At 67.8% G+C, this 24,583-nt stretch carries 25 protein-coding genes; 11 read left to right on the top strand and 14 right to left on the bottom strand.

Going from position 1 to position 24,583, the window contains the following annotated elements:
- Positions 1-22: 22 nt before the first annotated feature.
- A complete protein-coding gene (locus ACT3S2_RS07070; protein ID WP_444554126.1) occupies positions 23-1,114 on the top strand; it encodes an alpha/beta hydrolase in 1,092 nt (363 codons plus the stop codon).
- Positions 1,115-1,120: 6 nt separating this feature from the next.
- Here the strand turns inward: ACT3S2_RS07070 and ACT3S2_RS07065 are convergent, their stop codons facing one another.
- Genes ACT3S2_RS07065 through ACT3S2_RS07055 form a run of 3 tightly spaced genes read right to left on the bottom strand, consistent with a single transcriptional unit; the run spans position 1,121 to position 3,520 of the window.
- A complete protein-coding gene (locus ACT3S2_RS07065) occupies positions 1,121-1,561 on the bottom strand; it encodes a hypothetical protein (protein WP_444554127.1) in 441 nt (146 codons plus the stop codon).
- A gap of 48 nt (positions 1,562-1,609) precedes the next feature.
- Positions 1,610-2,689 (bottom strand): NYN domain-containing protein, encoded by a 1,080-nt coding sequence (locus ACT3S2_RS07060; RefSeq protein ID WP_444554128.1) that lies wholly within the window; start codon positions 2,687-2,689, stop codon positions 1,610-1,612.
- A 48-nt stretch (positions 2,690-2,737) separates the two neighbouring features.
- On the bottom strand, positions 2,738-3,520 hold the full coding sequence (locus ACT3S2_RS07055; protein WP_443382078.1) for a CG0192-related protein: 783 nt from the start codon (positions 3,518-3,520) through the stop codon (positions 2,738-2,740).
- A 30-nt stretch (positions 3,521-3,550) separates the two neighbouring features.
- On the opposite strand from ACT3S2_RS07055, the gene ACT3S2_RS07050 reads away from it, so the two are divergent.
- The gene (locus ACT3S2_RS07050; protein WP_443382076.1) at positions 3,551-4,324 is read left to right on the top strand and encodes a VOC family protein; all 774 of its coding nucleotides are present in this window, start codon (positions 3,551-3,553) and stop codon (positions 4,322-4,324) included.
- 20 nt (positions 4,325-4,344) lie between these two features.
- Here the strand turns inward: ACT3S2_RS07050 and ACT3S2_RS07045 are convergent, their stop codons facing one another.
- Together ACT3S2_RS07045 and ACT3S2_RS07040 are read right to left on the bottom strand one after the other, a co-directional pair.
- Positions 4,345-4,896, bottom strand: a complete 552-nt coding sequence (locus ACT3S2_RS07045) for a dihydrofolate reductase family protein (RefSeq protein ID WP_443382074.1) — start codon at positions 4,894-4,896, stop codon at positions 4,345-4,347.
- Positions 4,897-5,005: 109 nt separating this feature from the next.
- Positions 5,006-6,274, bottom strand: a complete 1,269-nt coding sequence (locus tag ACT3S2_RS07040) for a glycerophosphodiester phosphodiesterase family protein (protein ID WP_444554129.1) — start codon at positions 6,272-6,274, stop codon at positions 5,006-5,008.
- Between the two features lie 208 nt (positions 6,275-6,482).
- On the opposite strand from ACT3S2_RS07040, the gene ACT3S2_RS07035 reads away from it, so the two are divergent.
- Genes ACT3S2_RS07035 through ACT3S2_RS07025 form a run of 3 tightly spaced genes read left to right on the top strand, consistent with a single transcriptional unit; the run spans position 6,483 to position 9,047 of the window.
- Positions 6,483-6,689 (top strand): hypothetical protein, encoded by a 207-nt coding sequence (locus tag ACT3S2_RS07035; RefSeq protein ID WP_443382070.1) that lies wholly within the window; start codon positions 6,483-6,485, stop codon positions 6,687-6,689.
- A 45-nt stretch (positions 6,690-6,734) separates the two neighbouring features.
- On the top strand, positions 6,735-7,784 hold the full coding sequence (locus ACT3S2_RS07030) for a glucose 1-dehydrogenase (RefSeq protein ID WP_443382068.1): 1,050 nt from the start codon (positions 6,735-6,737) through the stop codon (positions 7,782-7,784).
- A gap of 18 nt (positions 7,785-7,802) precedes the next feature.
- Complete coding sequence (locus ACT3S2_RS07025) at positions 7,803-9,047, top strand: alpha-hydroxy acid oxidase (protein WP_444554130.1); 1,245 nt, start codon at positions 7,803-7,805, stop codon at positions 9,045-9,047.
- Here ACT3S2_RS07025 and ACT3S2_RS07020 read toward each other — a convergent pair.
- Positions 9,031-10,275 (bottom strand): glycoside hydrolase family 3 N-terminal domain-containing protein, encoded by a 1,245-nt coding sequence (locus ACT3S2_RS07020; protein ID WP_444554131.1) that lies wholly within the window; start codon positions 10,273-10,275, stop codon positions 9,031-9,033. The genes ACT3S2_RS07025 and ACT3S2_RS07020 overlap by 17 nt on opposite strands.
- 92 nt (positions 10,276-10,367) lie before the next feature.
- On the bottom strand, positions 10,368-11,372 hold the full coding sequence (locus ACT3S2_RS07015; RefSeq protein WP_443382062.1) for a YdcF family protein: 1,005 nt from the start codon (positions 11,370-11,372) through the stop codon (positions 10,368-10,370).
- Between the two features lie 39 nt (positions 11,373-11,411).
- On the opposite strand from ACT3S2_RS07015, the gene ACT3S2_RS07010 reads away from it, so the two are divergent.
- Both ACT3S2_RS07010 and ACT3S2_RS07005 read left to right on the top strand, forming a co-directional pair.
- A complete protein-coding gene (locus tag ACT3S2_RS07010; RefSeq protein ID WP_443382060.1) occupies positions 11,412-12,230 on the top strand; it encodes an MOSC domain-containing protein in 819 nt (272 codons plus the stop codon).
- A gap of 66 nt (positions 12,231-12,296) precedes the next feature.
- On the top strand, positions 12,297-13,775 hold the full coding sequence (locus tag ACT3S2_RS07005) for an aldehyde dehydrogenase (RefSeq protein WP_444561452.1): 1,479 nt from the start codon (positions 12,297-12,299) through the stop codon (positions 13,773-13,775).
- Here ACT3S2_RS07005 and ACT3S2_RS07000 read toward each other — a convergent pair.
- Together ACT3S2_RS07000 and ACT3S2_RS06995 are read right to left on the bottom strand one after the other, a co-directional pair.
- Positions 13,765-14,097, bottom strand: a complete 333-nt coding sequence (locus ACT3S2_RS07000) for a DUF202 domain-containing protein (protein WP_443382056.1) — start codon at positions 14,095-14,097, stop codon at positions 13,765-13,767. The two genes, ACT3S2_RS07005 and ACT3S2_RS07000, sit on opposite strands and share 11 nt — an antisense overlap.
- Before the next feature lie 8 nt (positions 14,098-14,105).
- Positions 14,106-14,486, bottom strand: a complete 381-nt coding sequence (locus ACT3S2_RS06995; protein WP_443382054.1) for a YidH family protein — start codon at positions 14,484-14,486, stop codon at positions 14,106-14,108.
- A 185-nt stretch (positions 14,487-14,671) separates the two neighbouring features.
- On the opposite strand from ACT3S2_RS06995, the gene ACT3S2_RS06990 reads away from it, so the two are divergent.
- Positions 14,672-17,260 (top strand): ATP-dependent Clp protease ATP-binding subunit, encoded by a 2,589-nt coding sequence (locus ACT3S2_RS06990; protein WP_444554132.1) that lies wholly within the window; start codon positions 14,672-14,674, stop codon positions 17,258-17,260.
- Positions 17,261-17,356: 96 nt separating this feature from the next.
- On the opposite strand, the gene ACT3S2_RS06985 is transcribed toward ACT3S2_RS06990, so the two are convergent.
- Together ACT3S2_RS06985 and ACT3S2_RS06980 are read right to left on the bottom strand one after the other, a co-directional pair.
- Positions 17,357-17,611, bottom strand: coding sequence for a hypothetical protein (locus ACT3S2_RS06985; protein WP_444554133.1), 255 nt, complete (start codon positions 17,609-17,611; stop codon positions 17,357-17,359).
- A 95-nt stretch (positions 17,612-17,706) separates the two neighbouring features.
- The gene (locus ACT3S2_RS06980; RefSeq protein WP_443382048.1) at positions 17,707-19,209 is read right to left on the bottom strand and encodes an APC family permease; all 1,503 of its coding nucleotides are present in this window, start codon (positions 19,207-19,209) and stop codon (positions 17,707-17,709) included.
- A 145-nt stretch (positions 19,210-19,354) separates the two neighbouring features.
- On the opposite strand from ACT3S2_RS06980, the gene ACT3S2_RS06975 reads away from it, so the two are divergent.
- Entirely contained in the window at positions 19,355-20,344 is a 990-nt protein-coding gene (locus ACT3S2_RS06975) for a TIGR00730 family Rossman fold protein (protein ID WP_444554134.1), read from the top strand.
- 247 nt (positions 20,345-20,591) lie between these two features.
- Positions 20,592-21,938 carry an NAD(P)/FAD-dependent oxidoreductase gene (locus ACT3S2_RS06970; protein ID WP_443382044.1) on the top strand — a complete coding sequence of 449 codons (1,347 nt, stop codon included), beginning with the start codon at positions 20,592-20,594 and terminating at the stop codon, positions 21,936-21,938.
- A 94-nt stretch (positions 21,939-22,032) separates the two neighbouring features.
- On the opposite strand, the gene ACT3S2_RS06965 is transcribed toward ACT3S2_RS06970, so the two are convergent.
- Both ACT3S2_RS06965 and ACT3S2_RS06960 read right to left on the bottom strand, forming a co-directional pair.
- Positions 22,033-22,980, bottom strand: a complete 948-nt coding sequence (locus ACT3S2_RS06965) for an AraC-like ligand-binding domain-containing protein (RefSeq protein WP_443382042.1) — start codon at positions 22,978-22,980, stop codon at positions 22,033-22,035.
- A gap of 95 nt (positions 22,981-23,075) precedes the next feature.
- Positions 23,076-23,666, bottom strand: coding sequence for a TetR/AcrR family transcriptional regulator (locus ACT3S2_RS06960; protein ID WP_443382040.1), 591 nt, complete (start codon positions 23,664-23,666; stop codon positions 23,076-23,078).
- Between the two features lie 149 nt (positions 23,667-23,815).
- Here ACT3S2_RS06960 and ACT3S2_RS06955 point away from each other — a divergent pair, with 149 nt between their 5' ends.
- Positions 23,816-24,328: a metallophosphoesterase family protein gene (locus ACT3S2_RS06955; protein ID WP_444554560.1), complete on the top strand. Its 513-nt coding sequence runs from the start codon at positions 23,816-23,818 to the stop codon at positions 24,326-24,328.
- Positions 24,329-24,344: 16 nt separating this feature from the next.
- Here the strand turns inward: ACT3S2_RS06955 and ACT3S2_RS06950 are convergent, their stop codons facing one another.
- Positions 24,345-24,560, bottom strand: coding sequence for a PLDc N-terminal domain-containing protein (locus ACT3S2_RS06950; protein ID WP_443382036.1), 216 nt, complete (start codon positions 24,558-24,560; stop codon positions 24,345-24,347).
- Between the last annotated feature and the right edge of the window lie 23 nt (positions 24,561-24,583).

The raw sequence follows: 24,583 nt of genomic DNA, 5'->3' as shown, positions 1-24,583 counted from the left end.
TCAGTCGTTGTAGGCTGCGGACATGACGACGTGGGTTCCCGATGTGTTGGGGCCGGGGTTCGAGCAGCTCACCCTGGAGCTGCCCTCGGGCGAGGTGGCCACCCTGGTGAGGTATGGCGGGGGCATCCAGGACTGGAACGTCCCGGAACTATCCGGAGTCGACGTCCTGTACATCCACGGGTGGTCCGACTACTTCTTCCAACGTGAGCTCGCGGAGTTCTGGCATCGGGCCGGCGCCCGCTTCTTCGCCATCGATCTACGCCACTACGGGCGCAGCCTCCGCCCGGGCTCCACCCCGGGGTACATCACCAGCCTCGACGAATACGACGAGGAGATCGCCGCCGCGCTGGAGGCCATGGGTCGCGATTCGGCGTCCACGACCCCGTTGTTGTTGATGGGTCATTCCACCGGTGGCCTGACGGCCACGCTGTGGGCCGCCCGCCATCCGCAGCAGGTCGACGCCCTGGTCCTGAATTCCCCGTGGCTGGAGTTCCAGGGACGGGATATCGGCCGGGCCATGATGGCCCCGTTGATGCACGCCGGGTCGTGGCTGCGCCCGGCGGCCTCTTTGCCGACCATCGATCCGGGGATCTACACCCGGGCCGTCTCCAGCCAGTTCGACGGCGAATGGGACTACAACCTTCAATGGCGGCCCGAACGCGGGTTCCCGCTGACCTGGGCCTTCCTCAATGCCGTCTTTGAGGGCCAGGCCACCGTGGCCGACGGCCTGGACCTGGAGATCCCGGTCCTGGTCCTGCTTTCATCCAGGAGCTACCTGCAGCCGCGCTGGTCCGTCGAGGCCACCACCGCCGACGTCGCCCTGAACGTCGACGTCGTGGCCGAACGCGCGTCGTCCCTGGGCAGCGATGTCACCATCCGACGCATCCAGGACGCCTTCCACGACATCTTCCTCTCCCCCGCGCCCGTCCGTGCGCCGGCCTATGGGCTCATGGGCGGTTGGGCGCAGGAGGCACTGGACAGCACCACCGATGAGTTGTGGGCCGCCCGCATCCAAGGGGCCGAGGAGCCCCGGGTCCCTTGTCGTTCCGCGTGGAAGGATTTTGTCGCCGGCCTTCGCGAGCTGGTCCGCGATGCCGGCACCGGGCGGCGCTGAGACGTCTCAATCGTGCTGCTGCGGGTTCCCTTCGGGCTCCGCGCCTTCGGGCCGGAACCGGCCCGTGGAAAAGGCCATTCCCACGGCTCCGATGGCCAGGGGGATGAAGGGTATGGCCAGGCTACTTTCCTGCACACCGGGCGACCACGCCCACACGACGACGGCCACCACGACGACGGCCAGCGCGAAGTGCACGACACGGGGCAGGGGCCTCGGGGCCAGGGCGAACGCCGTGTAGGTGGAGGTCAGCAGGATCCACGCCAGGATCAGCCAGTTCTTGGCCGCTTCCTCGGGGGCGCCGGCCATGGACCAGACGATTCCCCCGGAGATGGCCATCATCACCGCCGCATACATGCTTGCCGGCCGGTTGCTGCTGATCCAGGAGGCCCCGGTCCGTGGTCCCTGTTCCGTCACGTCCGACGTCGAGGTGGCTGGGTGTTCACTCATGCCGTCGACCCTACTGCCGAGGAAGTAGAAGGTTAACCTTCGAGCGGGTCAGGTCAGCTCATCGAGACGGTCCCAGAAGGAAGCGCGCAAGGTCCGGCGGACCACCTGGATATCGGTCTTCCATTCACCGATCTGCTGGGCGCAATCCTTCAGCAGCACCCGATCGATCTCCGGTGGCAACAGCGGACGGTCGGCCTGCAGCTCGGTGAGTTCGCGCTGGGTGGTGTTGACGTACCAGTTGTCCGCGACGCTGGCCCCGACTTCACCGACGGCCCGCAAAAGGGCGCTATCGCTGGCCTCGGGGGCCCCGGCCGTGGCCGCGGCGTTCTCTCGCGTGGAGGAGTGGACCAGCTGCGGTCCTGCCGATGGCACGTGGGGCAGCGGCCCGGTGTTCGGCGGGATGCGCACCGGGGACGGACCGGGCACAGGTCGCTGCGGGCGCACCGCAGGGGCCCCGGGCTTCACCGCCTGGACCGGGTCGGTTTCCAGCGCGGCCCCGGATGCTTCACCCGGGGTGTCTTCCGGCGTCGGATCAGCGGTGGCATGGACCCCGGGACCGGGCATGGACCCCTTGGTCACCGACCGGGTGAACATCGCCTCGAGCAACTCGGCGGGCAGCTCGGTGATGCCGTCGACGCACAGGGCCAGGTGCTCGGCCACCGAGGCCAGCCCGATCCGGGTCTCGGGTTTGCGCAGTCCGATGAGCTTGACCTGCACGCCCATGTCCTGGGCCTCTTCGACGGCTTCGGCCAGGTCGTCGTCCCCGGAGACGAGGTAGACCACCGAAACGGCTCCGCTGCGGGCCAGCCCCACCAGGTCCAGGGCCAGCCGCAGGTCCACGCCCTTCTGCTCACCGCTGTAGGAGATCCGGCCCAGCCGCACCTTCACGCCGTCGACCATGCCGATGCGCTTATGCTGATCGGTGAACAGCCCGTCCCGGGAGGCGTCATACCAATAGGTGCGCAGCACCGGCAGGGCACTGTCTTCCCGGGCAATGCCGGCAATGCCCTCCACGAGTCGTTCGTAGTCCACCCGGAAGGCCGAACGCAGCGAAGTGCCCGCCGTATGCTGCCCGCCGACGGCCAACAGGAACCCGGCATCCACGAAGATCGCACTTTGAGTCGTCATGGGCCATATCCTACGGGCAGCGGCCCCGGGCCCTCCCGGCCTACCCGTTCAGGTCAGGGCGGCCAGCAGCAGTGAATCCCCCAGGCCGTCCCAGCGGCCGGTGAGCTGTCCGTCACGTCCGTCGTGTCCGTCATGCCCGGACGCCGCGTGCGGGGTGCGGTAGACGGCGAGCGCCGGACCGTCGGTGGTGATCGTCGTGACGTGCCCGGCCCCCGGTTCCTCGCTCGTGGACGGGGCAGCCCTCGTGATGTCCGGCGCCGGCGCCGCGTGATCGCCGAACCCGTGGACGACGACGGTGCTGGGCTGGAGCACCAAGGTTCCGTCGATGTCACGGAACTGGTCGGCCCCCGCCTGGCCCCGGACGATGGTCCGGGCCAGTGCCGCGGCGTAGACGGGATCACCGGTGGCGTCGTAGATCCAGCGATGCCCGAGCACCGAATGTTCCATTTCCCCGGCCAGATGTTCTTCGGCCCCGGACAGTTCGGCCCCCCGGTAGGTCAACGGCACCTGCAGGACGGTGCCGTCGGAGCGGCGGACCAGATGGGTTTCGATGCCGATCCTTTCGTCCGGGTCATCGAACCGGTAGGCGCCGATCATTTCGACGGAGTCGCCGTCGTCGACTCCCGACCAGGGTTGGCGGGCCAGCCAGGCGGTGACGATTTCTTGTTTTCCGGGGGTGAGCTCAGCACGATAGACGATGGCCATGGCTTCACCGTAGGCCAGATCAGGGACCGGGGCGACCGATCGGCCCCCGCAGCCGGGATGGTTCGGGAATCCCGCACGTCCTGCCCCATGGGCGCAGCCGATGCCGCGGGCATAGACTCTCCGCACGGTTCCATCCGCGCCACCCAGGAGGTCGTCATGCCCATGCCCGTCCCCAGCCCCGGTGCCCCCTGCTGGATCGATTTGATGTCCTCCCAACCCGAACGGGCCCGCGGCTTCTATGCAGCCGTGTTCGGCTGGACCTTCGACACCGCCGACCCGGCGCAGTCTGGCCGGTACTTCACCGCTTTCAAGGACGGCCTCCCCGTCGCCGGGATCGTGGGCAACGACGGCGAAGCCGGTCTCCCCGACACCTGGAGCACGTACCTGCGCGTGGAGGACATCGAGGCCACGCTCGCCGTTGCCGTCAGCCAGGGCGGAAAGATCATGGCCCAGACCACCGAGATCGTTCCCCGTGGCCGGGTGGCCCGGGCGCTGGATCCCTCCGGGGCTTCGGTGGGCCTCTGGGAAATCGCCGAGCACCGCGGATTCCGCCTCCATGGCGAACCGGGCGCCCCCTACTGGCATGAACTCCACGCCCGCAACTACGTGAAGACCGTGCAGTTCTACCAGCAGGTCTTCAGCTGGCAGACCACCGTCGTCTCCTACACCGACGACTTCCGCTACACGACGCTGGGCCAGGGGCCGGAGGCCAGCGCCGGAATCATCGATGCGGCCCCCTATCTGCGCACGGGCCACCCCTCCGCCTGGCAGGTCTACTTCCAGGTCGTGGACACCGAGGCAACGATCACCCGCGCGCTGGGCCTGGGAGCCAGCGTGATCGAACCGCCCGTCGACACGACGTTCGGCCGGGTCGCCGCCTTATCGGATCCGACCGGTGCACTGTTCAAGATCGCCCAGCCGTCGCCGTGAAGCCGGTCTCTGCGGGGTCCTCACTCGCTGTGGCGGCCGTAGCTGAGGACCATGTTGCCCTTGCTGGTCCGGCGGGAATCCTGCAGCACCAGTCGGGTGACCGGGTCGCTGGCTTCGAACAGATGCTTCCCCGCCCCGGCGATGACCGGGTGGACCATCAACTGCAAGGAGTCCAGCAAGCCGGCGAAGAGGAGCTGGCGGACGACCGAGATGCTGCCGCATACGGAAACGTCCCCGCCGTCGGATTGGCGCAGGTCGCGGACGAAGTCCTCCAACGGGTCCTGGATCAGCGTCGAGTTCTGCCATTCGAGCTCACCGCCCAGCGTCCGGGAGGCCACGAACTTCTCCACGGGGTTGATGAAGGCAGCAAACGGGTCGTCCTGCCCGGCCTTCGGCCAATGTCCCGCCCATTCCTGGTAGCTGTGCCGCCCGAGCAGGACGGTGTCCGTCTGCTCCATCATGGAGTTCATCCCCGCACCGAGTTCCTCGTCGAAACGGTCGAACTGCCACAGATGGGGCGATTCGACGACGCCGTCAACCGATTGGAACAGTCCTACCTTGACCTCGCGCATGCTGCCTCCGTCATCTCTTTCGGTCCTCCTCCGTCCCTGGCTCGATCATCTGCCGCCCATCGGCGGGCGTCAAGGGAGAGGCCCGGATGCCCGAGCCTCCTCGGACCGTTCAGTTGGCGAAGACGTCCTGCAGTCGCCCCCACTTGTCCCATAGGGCCACCGAGTCCCCGCCCTTATTCAGGATCGATGCCGAGCCGCCGTTGAAGTAGGCCGTGGCGGTGTTGGTTCCGGGGCCGGTATGGACCCGCAGTTCCCCGCCCGGAGGGATCCGGTAGCCGGCGCCGACCCGCAGGGTGTTGTTCGCGGCGTCGCGGAGCAGCACCCCGGAGGCGTCGATCGCATGGTCGGAGGCGTTGCGGATCACGACATGCTCCCCCGCGTCGAATGCCACGTCGTCCCCGGGCGGATCATTCACCGCCTCGGAGATCTGCAGGCCACGAGCCCGCGGGAACGGGGGCCTCCCGGCCTGGAGTCGCACGCTTTGTTGCGGGAAGTCCCCGGTCACTATGTCCACTCCCAGGTCGACGGCGATGGTGATGGCTTCGGGTGAGTTCGCCGTATAGACCCCCAGACCCAGGCCTGCCGCGTGGACCCGGTCGACCGCGCCGGGGGTCAGGGTGCGGTAGTTGGTGCCCACCGAGTCGGCGAAGCCGGACCAATCGGCCAGGGTTTGTTCATTCGGCACGGTGCCGACCAGTTGTTGCAAGTCAATTCGTGGTGCCAAGGCAGCAAACCGGCGGTTGGAGGAGGCGTCGAAACCCAGCACGTGGACCTTCCCGGCGTCCACCAGCCGTTTCCATGCCGGATGCCCGGACAGCTTTCGTGCCACGAGCGCTTCGATGCCCGGGGAGTTCTTCGGCGACTTGATCTCCAGGTACACCCCGGTCCGGCGGTTCGCGATACGGGCCAGGTCATCCAGATGCGGGATCCGCGCCCCGGTGAACCGTCGGCCGAAGGAGGAGCCGACCTCCAGAGCCCGCAGTTCCTTCCAGGTGAATGAGGTGATCGGATCCTTCTCCCGACCGGGATAGACCTCCTCGACATTGGTCGTGCGTGCCGGAGTGTTGTCATGGAAGAGGAAGGGCACCCCATCGGCGCTGAGCTGCACATCGGTTTCGATGAAGTCGACGCCGGCAGCCCGGCCCGCCCTGAAGGCGGCCACCGTGTTTTCCGGTGCCACCCCGGCGGCTCCACGGTGCCCGATCAATAGCGGACCCGCCGACGAAGGTCGCAGTTTCGTGGCCTCCGGTGCCACGGCATGCGCCGGGGCGGCGGCGGCAGGGACCATCGCGGCCGGGATCACCAGAACCGCGACGAGGAGGATGAGGACTGTCAGCGGTCGGCGGGGTTTCGGAGAGGACGTGAGGCAAAATGCCATGGGTTTCGGTTCCTTCGGCGTTCGGGGTGCGGGTGCTCCACGTCCATGTTGGCCACCCCGGACAACGGCCGGATCAACGGCCGGTGAACTCGTCATGAAGGCCCCCACGGCAACGGCCAAACGGTTCCGTTCATCCTCTGGATTCGGGGGATATTCGGCGTATCCTGAAGGAACCAGCAGCTTCTGCCGGGTTGACGAGGAGGTCATCATGAGCCTGTTCAGAAGGCACCGGATCCACGAGAAGGTCATTGCGCCCGCTGCACATGCCGCAAAGGCGACGGCGGAACAGACACCGGTTTCCCCGATCTACAAATATCGGGTCGACGAGGAACTGGCCACCCGGATCGCCCTGAAGGCGTATGGCGCGGGGGGCGACGGCAAACCGAACATCCCGCGGATGCCGCTCAGCGGATAGCCGACCTCGACCCCATCGACCCGCGCCACCTACCAAGGAGTGTTCATGAAGGCCCTCACCGTCACGCCGGGAAGCAAGGATTCGCTGACCCTGCAGGAGGTGGGGCCTCCCGACCCATCCGAAGGCAGCATCCTGGTCGATGCGCTGGCCATCGGGCTATGCGGGACCGACCGGGAGATCATCAACGCCGAGTACGGCACCGCCCCCGAGGGCAAGGACGTGCTGGTCATCGGCCATGAGAACCTCGGCCGGGTCCGTGAGGCTCCCGCGGGTTCCGGCTTCTCCGCCGGTGACCTGGTCGTCGGCATCGTCCGTCGCCCCGATCCCGTCCCGTGCGCTGCCTGCGCCGCGGGTGAATGGGATATGTGCTTGAACGGGAAGTACACCGAACACGGCATCGCCTCCTTGGACGGCTTCGGCCGCGAACAGTGGCGCGAGGAGCCGGGACATCTGGTCACGCTCGATGCCGCCCTGGCCGAGGTCGGGGTCCTGCTGGAACCCACGACGATCGTGGCCAAGGCCTGGGAACAGATCGAACGCATCGGATCCCGCGCCTTCTTCGACCCGAGGGTCGTCGCCGTCACCGGCGCGGGACCGGTCGGCCTGCTGGCGGCGTTGCTGGGGGTGCAGCGCGGATACGAGGTCCACGTCTACGACATCGTCACCGACGGGCCGAAACCCCGGCTGGTGGCCGATCTGGGGGCGCACTTCCATACCGACTCACTGCCGGAATCGGGACTGGAACCCGATATCGTCATCGAATGCACCGGGGTGGCCCCGGTGATCGTGGACGCCATCGCCAACAACGGCAAGAACGCGGTCGTCTGCCTGACGGGGGTTTCGAGTGTCGGCGGGAAGACCCCGCTCGATGTCGGGCAGATGAACCGTACCGCGGTGCTGGAGAACGACGTCGTCTTCGGTTCCGTCAACGCCAACCGACGCCATTACGAGCAGGGCGCCGATGCCCTGGCGAAGGCGGACTCCGAGTGGTTGGCCCGGTTGATCAGCCGCCGCCACCCGATGGCGGACTACGCTGGGGCCTTAGAGCATCGTGACGGTGACGTGAAGGTAGTCATCGACATCGCCAAGCCCTAGCGAGCCCCGAAGGGACCCATGCAACGCAATTTCCCCCAGCTCTCCGAGCTGCGTCCGCTCATGCAGTTCGAACGCCCGAGCCTGGACTTCCGGGCCCACCGACTGGCGAAGGCGGCCGACCTCTGGGACCTGCGCCGGATCGCCCGGCGACGGACCCCCAAACCCGCTTTCGACTACGTGGATGGTGGCGCCGGGAACGAGGAGACGCTGCGCCGCAACCGGCAGGCCTTCTCCGATGTGGAGCTGGTTCCCGGGATCCTCGGCGGGCACCCCGCAGTCGATCTGTCCACGACGATCGCCGGGGCACGGTCCTCCCTGCCGGTGGGCATCGCCCCGACGGGCTTCACCCGTTTCATGCACGCCGAAGGCGAGGAGGCCGGGGTCGGGGCCGCTGCGGATACCGGCATCCCCTATACGCTCTCGACGATGGGCACCCGGTCCATCGAGGAGGTCGCCGCCTTCCAGCCCGCAGCCCGTCGTTGGTTCCAGCTCTACCTCTGGAACGACCACGAGGCCTCGCTCGACCTGGTCAACCGGGCCGCGGCCGCCGGCTACGACACCCTGATGGTCACCGTGGACACCGCCATTGCCGGTCAACGCCTGCGCGATGTGCGCAACGGCATGACCATCCCGCCGAAATTGAACCTCAAGACGGTGCTCGACGCCTCCTACCGTCCCGAGTGGTGGTTCAACTTCCTGACCACCGACTCGCTGAAGTTCGCCTCGCTCAGCGGCACCTCGCATTCACTGCCCGAACTGATCAACTCGATGTTCGACCCGACGCTGTCGCTGCAGGACCTGTCCTGGCTGCGTTCGGTGTGGCCGGGCCAACTCTTCGTCAAGGGGATCCTCACCGCGCAGGACGCGTCCAAGGCCCTGGATGCCGGTGCCGATGGCCTGATCGTCTCCAACCATGGTGGCCGCCAACTCGACCGCGCCCCCGCGAGCCTGCAGGCACTGCGCGAGGTCCGCGAGGCCGTGGGCCCCGACGTGGAACTCATCCTCGATTCGGGCCTCATGTCTGGAGGGGACATCGCCGCCGCACTCTGCGCCGGCGCCGATTTCACGCTGATCGGCAGGGCCTACATGTATGGGCTGATGGCCGGGGGGCGTGAAGGAGTGCAGCGGGCGTTGGACATCCTCGCCGAGGAGCTGCGGGTGGCCACCACCTTGCTGGGTGTCTCCTCCGTCGCCGAACTCGGCCCGCAGCATCTACGGATGCACTGGCGGGGCCCGCAGGCCCGGCCTACAGCCCGTCCTTGACCTTCAGCACGCGCAAGGCGGCCTCGTCGATCCTGGCCTTGAAGTCGGGGTCCGCCTTCGCCTCGGCGACGAGCCCAGCGGTGATGGGTCCGATGGCGGCCTGATTAACGCAGAGCATCATGGTGCCTCCGGCGTCGAAGAACTTCTTCGCCCGGGTCGCGTATTTCCAATCACGGAACTGGGTGGCATCGCACATGTCGTCGGAGATGACGATCCCGTCGAAGCCCTGGTCGTCGCGCAGCATCTTGTTGATGACGGTATCGGAGAAGGCCGCCGGGTTCTTCGCGTCGATCCGGGAGTAGTAGGCGCTGGAGAGCATGATGAAGTCCGCCCCGTCGTCGATCCCTGCCTGGAACGGCTCGAGCGTCGCGTCCTCGCGGGTCGTGACGGTGTCGGTGACCCCGTGGGAGACGTCGGTGTTCCGGCTGACCCGCCCCAGCCCGGGATAGTGCTTCATGACCGGGGCGACTCCCGCGGATTCCATTCCCGCGGCAAAGGCCGAGGACCCGGCCTGGGCGCTGCCCGGGGTCTTTCCGTATTCCCGCCCGAACGCGCCGATCGGGGCGTTGGCGGCACCGATGGAGGCAGGAACGGTATCGGCGACCGGGGCCAGGTTGACGTTGATGCCCGATTGCGCCAGTTCCTTCCCCCAGCCGGTGGCCCGGCGTTCCAGGGTCTTCGGATCCCAGGAACCCTGGGTCAGTCCGGCGGGGATGGTGGAATAGCCGGGGCCCTTCAGGACCTGGACCTTGCCGCCCTCCTGGTCGGTGGAGATGAACTGCCCGACCCCACCGGTGGTCTTCTTCGAGACGGTCGCCTTGATCTTCTTCACCGCCGCGGCGGTGCCCTTCAGCCCCACGGTGCTGCGGCCCTTGAGGAAGACGTTGCCCACATGGTTCTTCTGCAGGATCCCCAGGTCCGAGGCGGTGGCTCTCGTGGCGGGGACCCCCATCATGAGGACCTGCCCCACGCGTTGTTCCAGACTCAGGGTGTCGAGGCGCTCCTGCGCGGCGGTTTCCGCCGCGGGAGTCCCGGGCGAGGCCGCATCCGCCGAGGCCGGGGTGGAACCCGCATGGCCCGGGGTTTGCGTCGCTGTCGGGGACCCGGTCCCGGACGAACTGGCACCGGACGAAGCAGCACCGGCGGATCCGCTGGAAGCGGTCCCGGCCCCCGGCGTCGTGCAGGCGGCCAACGGCAGGGCGGCGCAGATCAACGCGGCCGTGGCCACGTTCCTCAAATGTCTTTTCATCATGCCCTTTCGGCGGGTTCGCAGGCAGACCTGAGGCTCCAGTGTAGTTGGGGTCCGCTCTGGCCTCGTGGCTACTGCCCCGCCAGCACGCCCAGGACGATGAACCCGGAAATCGCGAAGAACGGCAGGCACAACACGGCATTGAGGACCCGATGCTCGTTGATGATCGCCACGAACTCCCGCAGGAAGGCGCTGGGGACGTAGTAGCGGGCGGTCGGGGACCCGACCACCTGGGCATCGACGTCGTATTTGCGGGCCAACAAGGCTGCCCGCAGCACATGATAATTATTGGTCACCACCAGCAACGGTCCGGGACGCCCCGCGGCGTTCTGGACCTCGCGGGAGAAGCGCAGATTCTCCCGGGTCGTCTTCGCCTGGTTCTCCGGGACGACGTCGGCCGCGGGAATTCCTGCCTCGTACAGGTATTCGGCCATCCCCTCCCCTTCGGTCCGCGACTCGTCGTGGCCCTGGCCTCCCGAGGGGATCAGCACCGGTTTCGGATCCGGTGCCTGCCGATGGAGTTCAACCGCCTTGTCCAGCCGGCTGGCCAACAGCGGGGGGACCTTTCCGCCGATCAACCGCGAGCCCAGGATCGTGATGGCTTCGGGGTGGATGTCGTGCTCCATGCGGCCGTAGGCCACGGCGTAGGCGAGGAAGATGACGAAGACGACCCCGAGATAGCCGCAGAGGAAGAAGAGCAGGAACGCCAGTCCCACCAGCAGGGGCTGGAGCGTGAGCACCAGCAGCAGGGCGAGGACCGGCAGCACGAGCATCGCGATGCCCAGCACCAGGGTCAGCAGGTTCCCCAGCCGGCGGCCCTCGCTGCGCATCATGGTCAGCCCGTTGGCGATGAGGAATCCGGCCAGGACGATCACCGCCAACGGCACCAGGGCGAGGATGCCCAGGGTGATGTAGTCGAAGACCGGGGACCAGCTGCTCAACAGGGCCGTGGCCCCGGTGAGTGCGAACCAGATGGCTGCGACCAGGACGACGCCGTTGCGCAGCATGCGCCGGTCCTTGCGGCGCAGCCAGACGTAGAGCAGGCCCAACAGGGCGGCAATGATCAGGAAACTCACCCGGCCAGACTAGCAAGGCAGCCTGACTAGACTGGAGCCGTGCAGCAGAGTCCAAAATCCCCGCCGGGCAGTACCGATGCCTCCATCGCCGCTCTCTACCACTATCCAGTCAAGGGCCTGTCCCCGCAGCCGCTCTCCGAGGTCGGGCTCCACGCCGGGCACGGCTTCCCCGACGACCGGATCTACGCACTCGCCCGGGCCGGGGGGAAGTACGTCCCGGACACGGCGCAGAACCTGGGCAAACAAAACTTCCACGTCCTGGCCCGTGACTTCGCGCTGGCCGGATTGCGCAGCCACTACGACTCCTCCTCACGGACGATCTCTCTCACCCGCCCGCAGGGTGATGACGCAGAGGCGGTACACGCCGATCTGTCCACCTCCACCGGCCGCGACCGGTTGGCGTCGATGGTGGCCGAACTGCTGGGTCTGGCCGGGGACGCCGCGCCGGTCATCGCCCACGAATCCGGCCGGCGTTTCCCTGATCTGCTCTCCAAGGGCGATGAGGAAGCCCAAGCCGTGTCCATCATCAACCTGGCCTCCGTCCGTGAACTGGCCCGGATCGCCGGCGTCCCGGTGGACCCGCTGCGTTTCCGCGCCAACATCTACCTCGACGGATTGCCGCCCTGGGCCGAACGGCACCTGCCGGGCCGTTCGCTGCTGGCCGGAGGTGCCCGGCTGGAGGTCTTCCAGGAGATCGGCAGGTGCCCGGCCACCGAAGTGGATCCGGTGAGCTCGAAACGTGATCTGCCGGTCCTGCAATTGCTCCACGACGCCTTCGGGCACACCATCATGGGCGTCTACGCCCACGTGCGGACCGATGGAACGCTCACCCGGGGCACTGCCGTCGTTCGGGAATAACCATGGCCGGGACCGGGTGGGCAGGACTACGATCAAACCACGTCGACCCCCCGGATGGAGGCAGCAATGACCGATCCCTCCACCGGTTCCCTGCGCACGGAGGCCTATATCGACGGCCGGTTCCGTCCCGCCGCCGGCGGGGCCACGTTCACGGCGCTCTCCCCCGCCACCGGTCAGCCGATTGCCCGGGTGGCCGCCTGCGGGCCCGCGGACGTCGATGCCGCCGTGGCCAGCGCCCGCACCGCCTTCGATTCCGGCGTCTGGTCCGATGCCGACCCCATCGAACGCCAGCAGGTGCTGCTGCGCCTGGCCGATCTCATCGAGGCGGCCACCGCCGAGCTGGCCGGGCTGGAATCGGTGGATGCGGGCCGTCCGCTGGCCGACTGCCACGAGTTCGACCTCCCCGACACGATCGGCACCATCCGCTGGTATGCCGAAGCCATCGACAAGGTCTTCGGCAAGGTCGCCCCCACCGGGCCCGGGGCGCTGGGACTCATCGTCCGCGAGCCGATCGGTGTGGTCGGGGCGGTCCTGCCCTGGAACTTCCCGGCCGCCATGCTCGCCTGGAAGATGGCCCCGGCCCTGGCCGCCGGGAATTCGTTGGTGGTCAAACCCCCCGAGTTGGCTTCCCTGTCCACCTTGCGGATCGCAGAACTGGCCACCGAGGCAGGCGTACCCGACGGGGTGTTCAACGTGGTTCCCGGGCTCGGGCCCGTTGCCGGGAAGGCCCTGGGCCTGCATATGGACGTCGATATGATCTCCTTCACCGGTTCCACCCGGACCGGCCGGGAATTCCTGCGTTACGCCGCCGAGAGCAACCTGAAGAACATCACCTTGGAATGCGGGGGCAAGTCGCCGCAGATCGTGCTGGCGGATAACGCCGACCGCCTGCCCCAGGTGGCCGCCGATCTGGCCGAGGCCGCGTTCTGGGCTTCTGGGCAGAACTGTTCGGCGGGTTCACGGATCCTGGTGCATGAATCGCTCAGGGCCGACTTCGTGGCCGAGCTGGTGCGCCAGGCCGGCCAGCGGATCGTCGGGGACCCCGCCGAACCCGAGACGATCCTCGGTCCGCTGATCGAGGCCGACGCGCTGGCCAGGGCCCTGCGTTTCATCGAAGATGCCCGCACGGCCGGGGCCCGGATCGCCGCCGGAGGACGGGCCCTGTTCGAAGACAGCGGCGGCTGGTATCTCGGCCCGACCGTCATCGACGAGGTCACCGCCGGGATGGCGATCGCCCGTGAGGAGGTCTTCGGCCCCGTCGTCGCGGTGATCGGGTTCCAGGACGAGGCCGAGGCGTTGGCCCTGGCCAACGACACCACCTACGGGTTGGCCGCGACCATCTGGTCCCACGACATCGATCGGGCCATCCGGCTGGCCCGTGGGGTGCGGGCCGGCACCGTGGCCGTCAACGGCTACAGCGAAGGCAACATCACCACCCCGTTCGGTGGCTACCGGGCCTCGGGCTTCGGGGGGCGCGACAACGGGTTGGAAGCCTTGGAACAGTACACCCAGCTCAAGACGATCTGGGTGACCGTCAGGTCGTGATGACCACGATCAGGGCCAGCACGCCCAGGATCATGACGGCGCCGGCGGTCCAGAAGATGGCGGCCACATCGGCCTCCAGGCGCCCCTCGGCGATGCCACGGGTGCGGGCGGAGTAACGGCGGCGCTGCGTCACGTAGATGGACAGCGCCCCCAGGCCCCCCACGGCCACCAGGATCAGGATCGAGGGGCCGTAATGGTGCATCCAGCGCATGAACACGGCGCTGACCACGAACAGCGACAACGTGGTCCGGCCCCAGGACATGACGGTGCGTTCGGGTTGCAGTCCTGGGTCCTGGTGGCCGCGCGTGATGGGGATGGTCATCGAGGGACCTATCCGGAGACGACGAGGACGACGACGATGACCGCCGCGGCCAGTGCCCCGCCGATGCCCAGCAGCGGCACGATCGCCGGGAACGGCAACGGACGGTGGTTGCGCATGCTCGACTCGATCCGCAGCCAGCGGAACACCGCCCCGGCACTGATCAGCAGGCCCAGGCAGATGACCAGGATCGAGATGGCCTTGCGCAGGTCGGTGGGAAAGGCGTCGAAGGCGAAGGCCTCCAAGGCGATTCCACCGGCCAGGAAGGCCAGCGAAGTGCGGATCCAAGCCAGGAACGTGCGTTCGTTGGCCAGGGTGAACCGCGGGTCGGGTTCGTTGCCGCTGGGTAGCGCCTTGCGTGCCAGCCATCCGCGTTCGCCTTCGTCGGCCACCGTCGTCCTCCCGCTGTTGCCCCAGCCGCCACCGGCTGCTCTCGCTGGAAATCCTACCGGTCACAGGCCTCGCCCGCCGGGTGGAAACCGTGCGGGGAATAATGACGACCGCATCACGTTAACTTGAGTGACATACACTCAGGTCTATACTTGAGCGTAAGACACTCAAGTTCCTTGGAGGGAAAATGCCAGCGTTCTTCGGACCCACCGGATCGGGAAGCGGCTCGTTTGATGACTTCCTGGCCCGCTACCTGCAGGGCCAGCGAGCCGCAGCCGCAGGCCGCCCCATCGACATCACCCGGCTGCTCAGCCGGCGCACGCACGAACTGCTCGGGCAGGCGGCGGCCTTCGCCGCCGAACACGGCCATGCCGAGGTCGACGCCCTGCACCTGCTGCGGGTCCTCGTGGCCCAGGACGGGCCGGCCGCCCAGTTGCGGGCCGGCGGCATCGACGTGGAGGCCATCGCCCGCAACGCGGAACAGCGTCTGCCGCAATCCTCCGACCGCCCCACCGGCGGGGCCCCGGCACTGACGGCTTCGACCCAACGGGCCCTGCTCGACGCCCGCCAGGTCGCCCGCGCCTTCGGCTCGACCTACATCGACCCCGAGCACCTCTTCGTCGCCTTCGTCGTCAACCAGGACTCCCCCGCCGGGCAGGTCCTCGCCGCCTCCGGGGTGACCCCCGAAACGTTGCAGAACATCGGGGCCGCCGCCCAGCAGGAAGCCTCCGGCCCCCAGGACGGCCCCGCGCAGACCGGGGCCCCGACCGATTCACCGACCCCGATGCTGGACACCTACGGCACGGATCTGACCGCACTGGCCCTCGAGGAGAAACTGGACCCCGTGATCGGCCGGCAGGAGGAGATCGAGCAGACCATCGAGATCCTGGCCCGTCGCATGAAGAACAACCCGGTGCTCATCGGCGAAGCCGGCGTCGGCAAGACCGCCGTCGTCGAGGGCCTGGCCCAGGCCATCACCGCCGATTCGATCCCCGCCCAGCTGCAGGGCAAACGCGTCATCTCCCTGGACCTGCCGGGCATGCTCGCCGGCACCCGCTACCGCGGGGACTTCGAGGAACGCCTGACCCAGACCATGGACGAAATCGCGGCCGGGGACGGCGAGTACATCGTCTTCATCGACGAGCTGCACAACGTGGTCGGCGCCGGCGGCTCCGGGGAAGGCGGCATGGACGCCGGGAACATCCTCAAGCCGCGGCTGGCCCGCGGGGAACTGCGGCTCATCGGCGCCACCACGTTGGCCGAGTACCGCAGCGTGGAGAAGGACCCGGCATTGGAGCGCCGCTTCCAGCCCGTCACGGTCGGCGAACCCTCCCAGGAGGATTCCGTGAAGATCCTCACCGGTCTGGCCGGCCGCTACGCCGAACACCACCAGGTGACCTATACCGAAGGTGCCCTGCGGGCCGCCGTCGACCTCTCCTCCCGCTATCTCACCGACCGTTTCCTGCCCGATAAGGCGATCGACCTGATCGACCAGGCCGGGGCGCGTCTGAGCCTGCGGCGCGGCCCGACCGTCGACGTCCAGGCGCTGCGCCGCGAGCTGGAGACCCTGCGCGAACGCAAGAACGACGCCATCGCGGCCGAACGCTTCGAGGACGCCGGATGGCTGCGCGATGAGATCGCCGCACTGGCCGAGCACCTCGACGAGCTGATTGCCGGGACGCAATCCGACGGCACCGACGACGACACCGACGGCACCAGCGTGGTGGACGAGGAGCAGATCGCCCAGATCATCGCCCGGGCCACCGGCATCCCCGCAGCCCGGTTGACCGAGGGCGATCGGGCCCGGCTGGCGAAGCTGGAGGAGGAACTGCATGAGCGCGTCATCGGGCAGGACGATGCGGTGGGCGTCATCGCCAAATCCGTACGGCGCAACCGCACGGGCATGGGCGATGCCTCCCGTCCCGTGGGCAGCTTCATGTTCCTGGGGCCCACCGGGGTCGGCAAGACCGAGTTGGCGAAGTCGCTGGCCCAGTCGCTGTTCGGCCGCGAGGAGGCGCTGCTGCGCTTCGATATGAGCGAATTCGGTGAACGGCATACCGTCTCGCGGTTGGTCGGGGCCCCTCCGGGCTACGTCGGCTACGGCGAGGCTGGACAGCTGACCGAACGGGTGCGCCGCAACCCGTATTCGGTGCTGCTGCTCGACGAGATCGAAAAGGCGCACCCCGACGTGTTCAACCTGTTGCTGCAGGTGCTCGACGACGGCCGGCTCACCGACGGGCAGGGCCGGACCGTGGACTTCCGCAACACGGTGGTCATCATGACCTCCAACCTGGGCTCCGCGTTCCTGGCCAGCAAGACCGGCGCCCTGGGCTTCAACGCCCAGTCCGGCGAGGGGGCCGGCGGTTTCGGCTCCGAGAAGGCGCTCCGCGATCGGGTCATGGGCCGGCTGCGCGAGACCATGCGTCCGGAATTCCTGAACCGCATCGACGAGATCGTGTTGTTCCGCAAGCTCGAGCAGGAGCAGCTGCGCCAGATCGTGTCCATCCAACTGCGTGACACCGAAGCCCGGCTCGAAGCCCAGGGAATCGGCCTGGACGTGGAGGATGCGGCCATCGGGTGGATTGCCGAGCACGGTTACGAGCCCGAATACGGGGCCCGTCCGCTGCGTCGGGTGATCCAGTGCGAGGTCGATGACCCGATCGCCGACCTGCTGGTCGCCGAAGCGGTCCGGGACGGTGGCAGGATCACCCTCCGGGTCGAGGAGGGCGCACTGCGCGTCGCGGCCTCCTCCACCCGCCCGGCGCTGGCCGCCTAGGTAGGTATCCCCGGGCTCCCGCCGGGACGACGAACGCCCCCGGACCATGGCTTCCATGGTCCGGGGGCGTTGTCGTGACAGGTCCTGTCCGGGGGCTCAGCCGGGGAACGGCGCGTTGGGGATGTAGGGATTCCCGTCCTCGTCCTCATCGCCGTAGGCCTCCATCGCCAGCTCGTCGGCGGTGTCTTCGTCACCGTGGACGGGAATGGACCCGGAGTCGATCTCGGTGGGGCCGTCGACGTCGCGGCGCCTCTCGTGCTCGGTGGCCTCCGGCTGGGGCAGCTGTGTCCCGTCCATGCCCATCCCGGCTTGCGAGACGGCGTCCTGGTGGTGGTGTTCGTGGGTACCCATCGTGTCCTCCTCGACATATCGGTCCGGGCCCGCGGTGCCACCTGCCCCCGTGACGACGTTTCGGGCTCTTCTTCCAGCCTACGACCGTGACGGTATTAGTCCAGTTCCTCCGGGTCCAGACCACCGCGGCCGATGCCGGCATAGACGCCCGGCCGGGCCGATCGCAACCAGTAGGCACCGAGGACGCCGAGGAGCCCCGGGACCACGATGATGGCCGGAAGCAGCCAGCTGAGCATCCCGGGTTCCTCCAACCCGATGAGCACATCGAAGTTCGCGACGATCATTCCGAACACCGCGGTCAGCGATACCCCGGCCAGCAGCGGTGCGACCATCGTCGTCCAGGCCCCGGGTCTGGTGGGCTGGCGGCGGAAGAAGCCGATGACGGCGAAGGACGTCAGGGCCATCAGCAGCACCAGACCGAACGCGCCGGTGTTGGTCAGCCAGGTGAACAGGGTCAGGACCGGGAACAGCTCCCCGTATTCGTGGCCGGTTCCGGCCACGGCGAAGACCACCAGGACGACCAGTGCGAGCACCGACTGTGCGATCGAACCGGCCAAGGGGGCCCGGGTCCGGGCGGACACCGCGGCCAGTTTCGCCGGCAGGACGTTTTCGCGTCCCAGCGAGAAGATGTAGCGGGCCACGACGTTGTGGAAGGCCACCAGGGCGGCCAGCAGGCTGGTGATGAACAGCAGGTTGGCCAGATCGACGAACCAGACGGCTGCGTGGTCGGCGAAGTACACGAACATCAGGTCCGGCCCGAATTCCTCCGACCGGCCGATCACCTGGCTCTCGCCTTCGGCAATGGTCATCGCCCAGGCGGAGAAGGCGTAGAAGGCGGCAATGACGACGACGGCGATATAGGTCGCCCGGCGGGCGGTGTTGCGCGGATCCTTGACCTCTTCGTTGTAGATGGCCCCTGATTCGAAGCCCATGAAGGCCGCGACGCTGAAGGCCAGGGCCGCCCCGACACCGGTGGTGAACAGCGATCCCGGTTCCAGCGAGGCGGTGCTGATTCCTTCCGGGGCGGTGCCGAAGGCGAACACGTCGTAGATGATGACCACGACGAATTCGAGCGCGACCAGCACGCCCAGCACCTTGGCCGAGAGGTCGACCTTGTTCACCCCCAGGATGCCCACGATGAGCCATCCGGCCAGCGAGCAGACCCACCAGGGGATTTCCAGCCCCATCGACCCTGCCAGGAACGAGGACAAGGCGAAGCCGAACAGGCCGTTGATGCCGATCTGCATGGCGTTGTAGGACAGCAGGGCCACCCAGGCGGATCCGACTCCCGCCGGCTTGCCCAGCCCGCGGGAGATATAGGCGTAGAACGCCCCGGCGTTGCGGACGTGTCGGCTCATCGCCAGATAGCCGACGGCAAAGATGACCAGGACCGCACCGAGCAGGATGAAGGACAGCGGGACCCCCAGCAGACCGGTGACCGCGAAGTTGCTGGTCACCCCGCCGGCGACGACGGTCAACGGGGCGGAGGCGGCGATGATCATGAAGACCAGGGCCGGGATCCCGAGTCGGCGTTGCCCCAACCCGGTTCCGGCGGACGGGTCCCGTCCGGCCTGTTGCTGGGTCTTGGTGGTGGTCATGGTTCCTCCTGGTGATGACAGCACGGCGTGATGGGACCGGCATTACAGACCACTGTGCCCCGGATCACAGCCGGTGGGCTTGGCTTTGCGCGACGCCCCCTTGTCCCCGGGCGCAGGCAGGACGCAACGGAGTAGCGTGATCAGCGTGAAGCCATCGAATACCCCCGTCATCCATGTCAGCGCCGTCGTCCTCAGGGATTCCTCCGGGGCGCTGCTGACCGTGCGCAAGGGAGGCACCAGCCGGTTCATGCTCCCCGGAGGCAAGCCCGAGGCGGGCGAGAGTCCCGCAATCACGGCATTGCGTGAATGTTCCGAGGAGCTGGGCGTGGAGCTGGACCCCGCGGACCTTCGTGAACTCGGGGTCTTCCGCTGCCGCGCCGCCAACGAGCCGGGCCACGAGGTCCAGGCGACCGTCTTCGAACATCCGGAACTGGTCGCGGCATACCCCGCCGCCGAGATCGCCGAATTGCGCTGGCTGGACCCCACGGCGGTCCCCCTGCCCGGGGACCTGGCCCCGCTGCTGGCCGAGCAGGTCATCCCCGCCCTGCAGGACCGGGGCCGGAGGCCCATCGGCCGGATCGCCTTATTCACCGGTTCCCGGACCGGCCACGGAGGCACCTACCTCGAGGCCACCTCCACGCTGGGCTCCCGGCTGGCCGAAACCGGTGTCGGCATCGTCTACGGCGGCGGGCAGGTGGGGCTCATGGGGGTCCTCGCCGACGCCGCCCTGGCCCGCGGCGGAACGGTCACCGGCATCACGACGGAAGCGCTTTTCGAGGGCGAGACGGCCCATGCGTCGTTGACGCGGTTGGAGGTCGTGGCCACCATGCATGAGCGCAAGCAACGCATGGCCGACCTCTGCGACGCCTTCGTCGCATTGCCCGGCGGGGCGGGAACGCTCGAGGAGTTCTTCGAAGCCTGGACCTGGCAGCATCTGGGCATCCATGCCAAGCCCGTGGCCCTGTACAACGTCGCGGGGTTCTGGGATCCACTCCTGGCCATGATCGAGACCATGGTCGAGCGCGGGTTCCTGGCTCCGCTGTACCGGGACACGTTGATCGTCAGCGACGATCCCGACGACCTGCTGGACCAGCTCGGCACCTGGCGACCCCCGACCCCCAAATGGTCCGAATAGCCGGTCCCGCCGCCCTCTGACCGGTCCGTGCTCCCGGGTCCGCGACCCTTCCCGCAGCCGAGCCCGGGCAGCAGGGGCTTGCCACAACGCGATGCCGACCGTATATTCTACAGACATAGAAAAAAGGTGTGACGTGCTCCACAGCACGGCATCATCGCTCGGCAGCGCCCGGGGCTCCGGCCCTGACGGGCCCACCCAGGGCCTCCGCGTTGCCGCTGCCCCACCCTGCCTCCAGAAAGCGGTCCCCATGTCTGCCAAGGTCTTGATTGTCGGAGCCGGTTTCGCCGGCCTGGTCGCTGCACGCGAACTGCAAACCGCGGGTGTGGAGGTGGAGATCTTCGAGGCCCGGGACCGGATCGGCGGCCGGGCCTGGACCGAGGAGCGCATGGGCCTCCCCCTGGAGATCGGCGCGACCTGGGTCCATTGGATGCAACCGTTCGTCTGGACCGAGATCATCCGCTACGGCCAGGAGATCTATCCCAGCCCGGACTACGATCGTGCCTACTGGTTGACCTGCGGAACGGTCCACGAGGGGACCGAGGCGGAGTTGGATGCCAAACTGCAGCGCCCCCAGGCACGGATCTTCGAGGGCTCGCAGGAGTTCTTCCCGTACCCGCATGAGCCCCTGCACGTGCTCAGCCCGGACTACGACGGCTCCCCCGAGGTGGCTGAACGCTTCCGCCAGGCCGATCGGGGCAGTGTCCTCGATACCCTGCGCGACGGGGACTTCAGCCAGGAGGAAATCGATCTGGCCGACGCCTACTGGTCCGCCGGCTACAACGGCCATACGGCCACCGCCTCTCCGCTCATGGCCAAGCACTGGGCCGCACTCAGCGATCACCGTCTGTCCCTGCTCGATGAGCAGACGCTGAAGTTCAAGCTCAAGAACGGCATGCGTGGGATCTACGAGCCTCTGGCCGCGGATTTGCGCTGCCCCATCCACCTGGAGACGGCTGTGGAGCAGATCGTCCATGACGGCGCCGGCGTCCGCCTGACGACCGCCGACGGTGCGGTGCACGCGGCGGACGCGGGCATCGTCACCGTGCCGTGGGGCGCACTGAAGAACCTCGACTTCTCCCCCGGGCTTTCGGCCGACCAGCAGCGGCTGGTGGGCCAAGGATCGAATTCCACCGGGTTCAAGATCTGGATCAAGGTCAAGGGCCACCACAACTTCCTGGCCACCGCCCCGTCGGGGAATCCGTTGGCGATGATGAAGAGCGAGTACTTCCTGGAGGACGGCACGACCGTCCTGGTGGGATTCGGGCCGGACCACACGCGGATCGACCTGCAGGATGCGGAGCAGGTGCAGGAGATCATCCGCCGGTGGCGGCCGGATCTGGAGGTGCTCGAAACCACCGGGCACGACTGGGTGGCCGATAAGTGGAGCGGGCAGACCTGGTCCACCATTGCCTCCGAGCAGTTCACCGACGGCTGGCACCACTTCCGCTCCACGGGCACCCGGCTGCACTTCGCCGGCGCGGATTGGGCCAAGGGCTGGAACGGTGTCGTGGTCGATGGCGCCATCGAGTCCGGGATCACCACGGCCCGGACCATCCTGCAGGAGCTGGAGGCCGGGCCCACCGGGCACGCCTGAGATACGGAGCGCGGCGTCGAGGTGTCGACGCCGCGCTCCGGCGACCGGCCGGCCCGTGGGAAACCCGGCGCCAGGGCTCCCGGGGGCCCTGCCGTCAGCTCCGCGCGCGCAGGGCGCTGGGGGCGGAACCATAGGCGGCGCGGAAGCACCGGCTGAAGTGGGCGGCGTCGGGCAACCCGTTGCGGGCCCCGATGACCCCGACGGGCAGATGCGCCAACAGCGGGTCCAACAGCTCCCGATGGGACCGATCCAGTCTGCGCGCCCTGATCCAGGCCGACACGGTGGTTCCCGTGGGCTCGAAGAGCTTATGCAGGGTGCGGGGCGAGATGTAGTGGGCGGCGGCGATCGAGCCGGGCGTCAACGCGGGATCGGCCAGATGGGCCTCGACGTGCTGCTTGATCCTGTTCAGCTGCAACACCTGCTCGGCATCGGCGGCCCGCGGCCCCACCTGCACCTCCGCCGCCAGCACGGTGCCCAGCAGATCCACGGCATTGCGGGCCAGCAGGTAGCCGAGCCCGTCCCCGACCTCGGGCACCAGGTCCCCGATGCGCGCGATGCAGGGGACCACGGCCCGGCCCACGGCGTCGGAGGACCCCAGCCGACGGGCGGTCAACATCGACATGTCGGCATCATCGAGCCCGATCAGCTGCTTGGGGAACATGAGCACCAGCGTGGAGAAGTCCTCATGGAAACTCAGCGTATAGGGGCGTTGGGTGTCGTAGATGGCCAGGTCACCGGGGGACAGAACGGCTTCGCGCCCATCCTGGATGAGGATCCCGTGACCGCTCATCTGCAGGCTCACCTTGTAGTAGCCGGGGTCCGCGGGGTTGATCAGCGCCGGGGTACGGCGCACACGGTGGGCCATGGCATCGACTTCGAAGACCGCCAGGTCCTGGAGCCCATGTCCGGAGACCTGCCCGGCAAAAGGCCCCGGGGCCACCGGATCGGCCTCGAGCGGAACGAAGGAAGCGGAGACGAGTTCACGCCATCTGGTGAAGGTCTCCGCCCGCTGGGCTGCCGGGTGGCTCATCGCGATGGTCATCGATCCCCTCCTCCTCTGGTGACAGCTGTCACACACCAGTCAAAATACGCCAGTTCCCCGCGGAAGTCACTATTTTCTCCGAGTGTCGAAAAACCTCAGGCGGACAGCAAGCCCAAATGAACGTCGAGTTGACGGGTCAACTGCTCCGGGCCGGCATGCCCCGGATCCAGGGTGGCCGCCACCTGGGCGCCCAGCAGGAAGGTCAACAGCCCTTCGGCGGCCGGGCCGACCTCGACCCCCGCACGCAATTCGCCGGACTCCCGGGCCTGGGCGAGCCATTGCAGGATCCACCCACGCCAGATGACCATCGAATCGTCATTGAGCGCCGCCTTCTCGCGGTCGTGGATCGCCACATGCCAGAACGGCACCACCGTCCGCGCCTCATCCAGGCGGGTCGCATCCAACGGCAGCACCTCCCGGCCGAAGGCCCGCAGCGCGTCGAGTCCCTCCAGCGAGGCCGCCGCCTCGGCAATCCGCTCGCTGGTCCGGTGGAAGACGTGCTCGAAGGTCGCCTGGAGCAGGGCATCCTTGGTGGGGAAATACGGTTTGAGCGCACCGTTGGAAAAGCCGGCCTCCTCGGCCACCTCACGCATGGTGGCGCGCTGCAGGCCGAGTCTGGCGATGATCCGCCAGGTTGCTTCCACCAGCTCGATCCGTCGTCGTTCGTGATCGACGATCTTGGGCATGTACCGGCACCTTTCTGCCATCCCTCCCGATCCGAGGGTCCTGCCACCAGCTTAGGCGACCGGCAACCCTCCAGCCCTGGAGCCAGGGTGCTACGCGGCCTGGCGGCACCCCGCCCAGATGACCAGGCGGTTCATGAAAGGATGCCCCCATGAGCACGCGCCTGATCCTGATCGCCGATACCCATCTGCCCAAACGGGCCCGCGGACTGCACCCGAGCCTGTGGGAGCAGATCGAGGCGGCCGATATCGTCTTCCACGCCGGGGACTGGGTGGAACCGGAGCTGTTGGACGAGCTGGAGCGGCGCTGCCGGACATTGGTCGCCGTCCACGGGAACAACGACGGCGAGGAATTGCGTTCCCGGCTCCCCGAGATCGCCCACGTGGAGATCGAGGGACTGCGCTTTTCGATCATCCACGAAACCGGGGCCTCCGCGGGCCGGGAAAAACGGTGCGCCCAGCAGTTCCCGGACACCGACGTGCTGGTCTTCGGGCACAGCCACATCCCATGGGACACCACGGCGGCCAATGGCCTGCGATTGCTCAATCCCGGATCACCGACGGATCGGCGGCGCCAGCCGGTGTGCACCTACATGAGCGCAGTGGTGGACGACGGCGTCCTGGGCGAGGTATCCGTCATTCCAGTGGAGCGGGTCGGGGCCTGACGAGGCCCGGACTGGACTACTTCTTGCGTCCGACCGCGAAATAACTGAGCGGGCCGATGAAATTGAAGAAGCTCGCGAAGAACCATGCGGTCTTGGGCCCGTTGACCTCGGCCGAGGGCCGCGTCGCGAGGTCCTTCAGGGCCGCCCCCTGCAATGCGACCTGGGCCGCTCCCAGCAGCATGACCCAGAACTTGCGTCCCGTGCTGAGGTCCTTGAAATGCTTCCTGGCCATCATCATCACTCCCGACGTTCGTT

The sequence above is a fragment of the Arthrobacter sp. AOP36-A1-22 genome (assembly GCF_052377615.1).
Lineage (GTDB): Bacteria > Actinomycetota > Actinomycetes > Actinomycetales > Micrococcaceae > Arthrobacter_H.
This window is presented reverse-complemented; position numbering and strand designations above follow the sequence as displayed.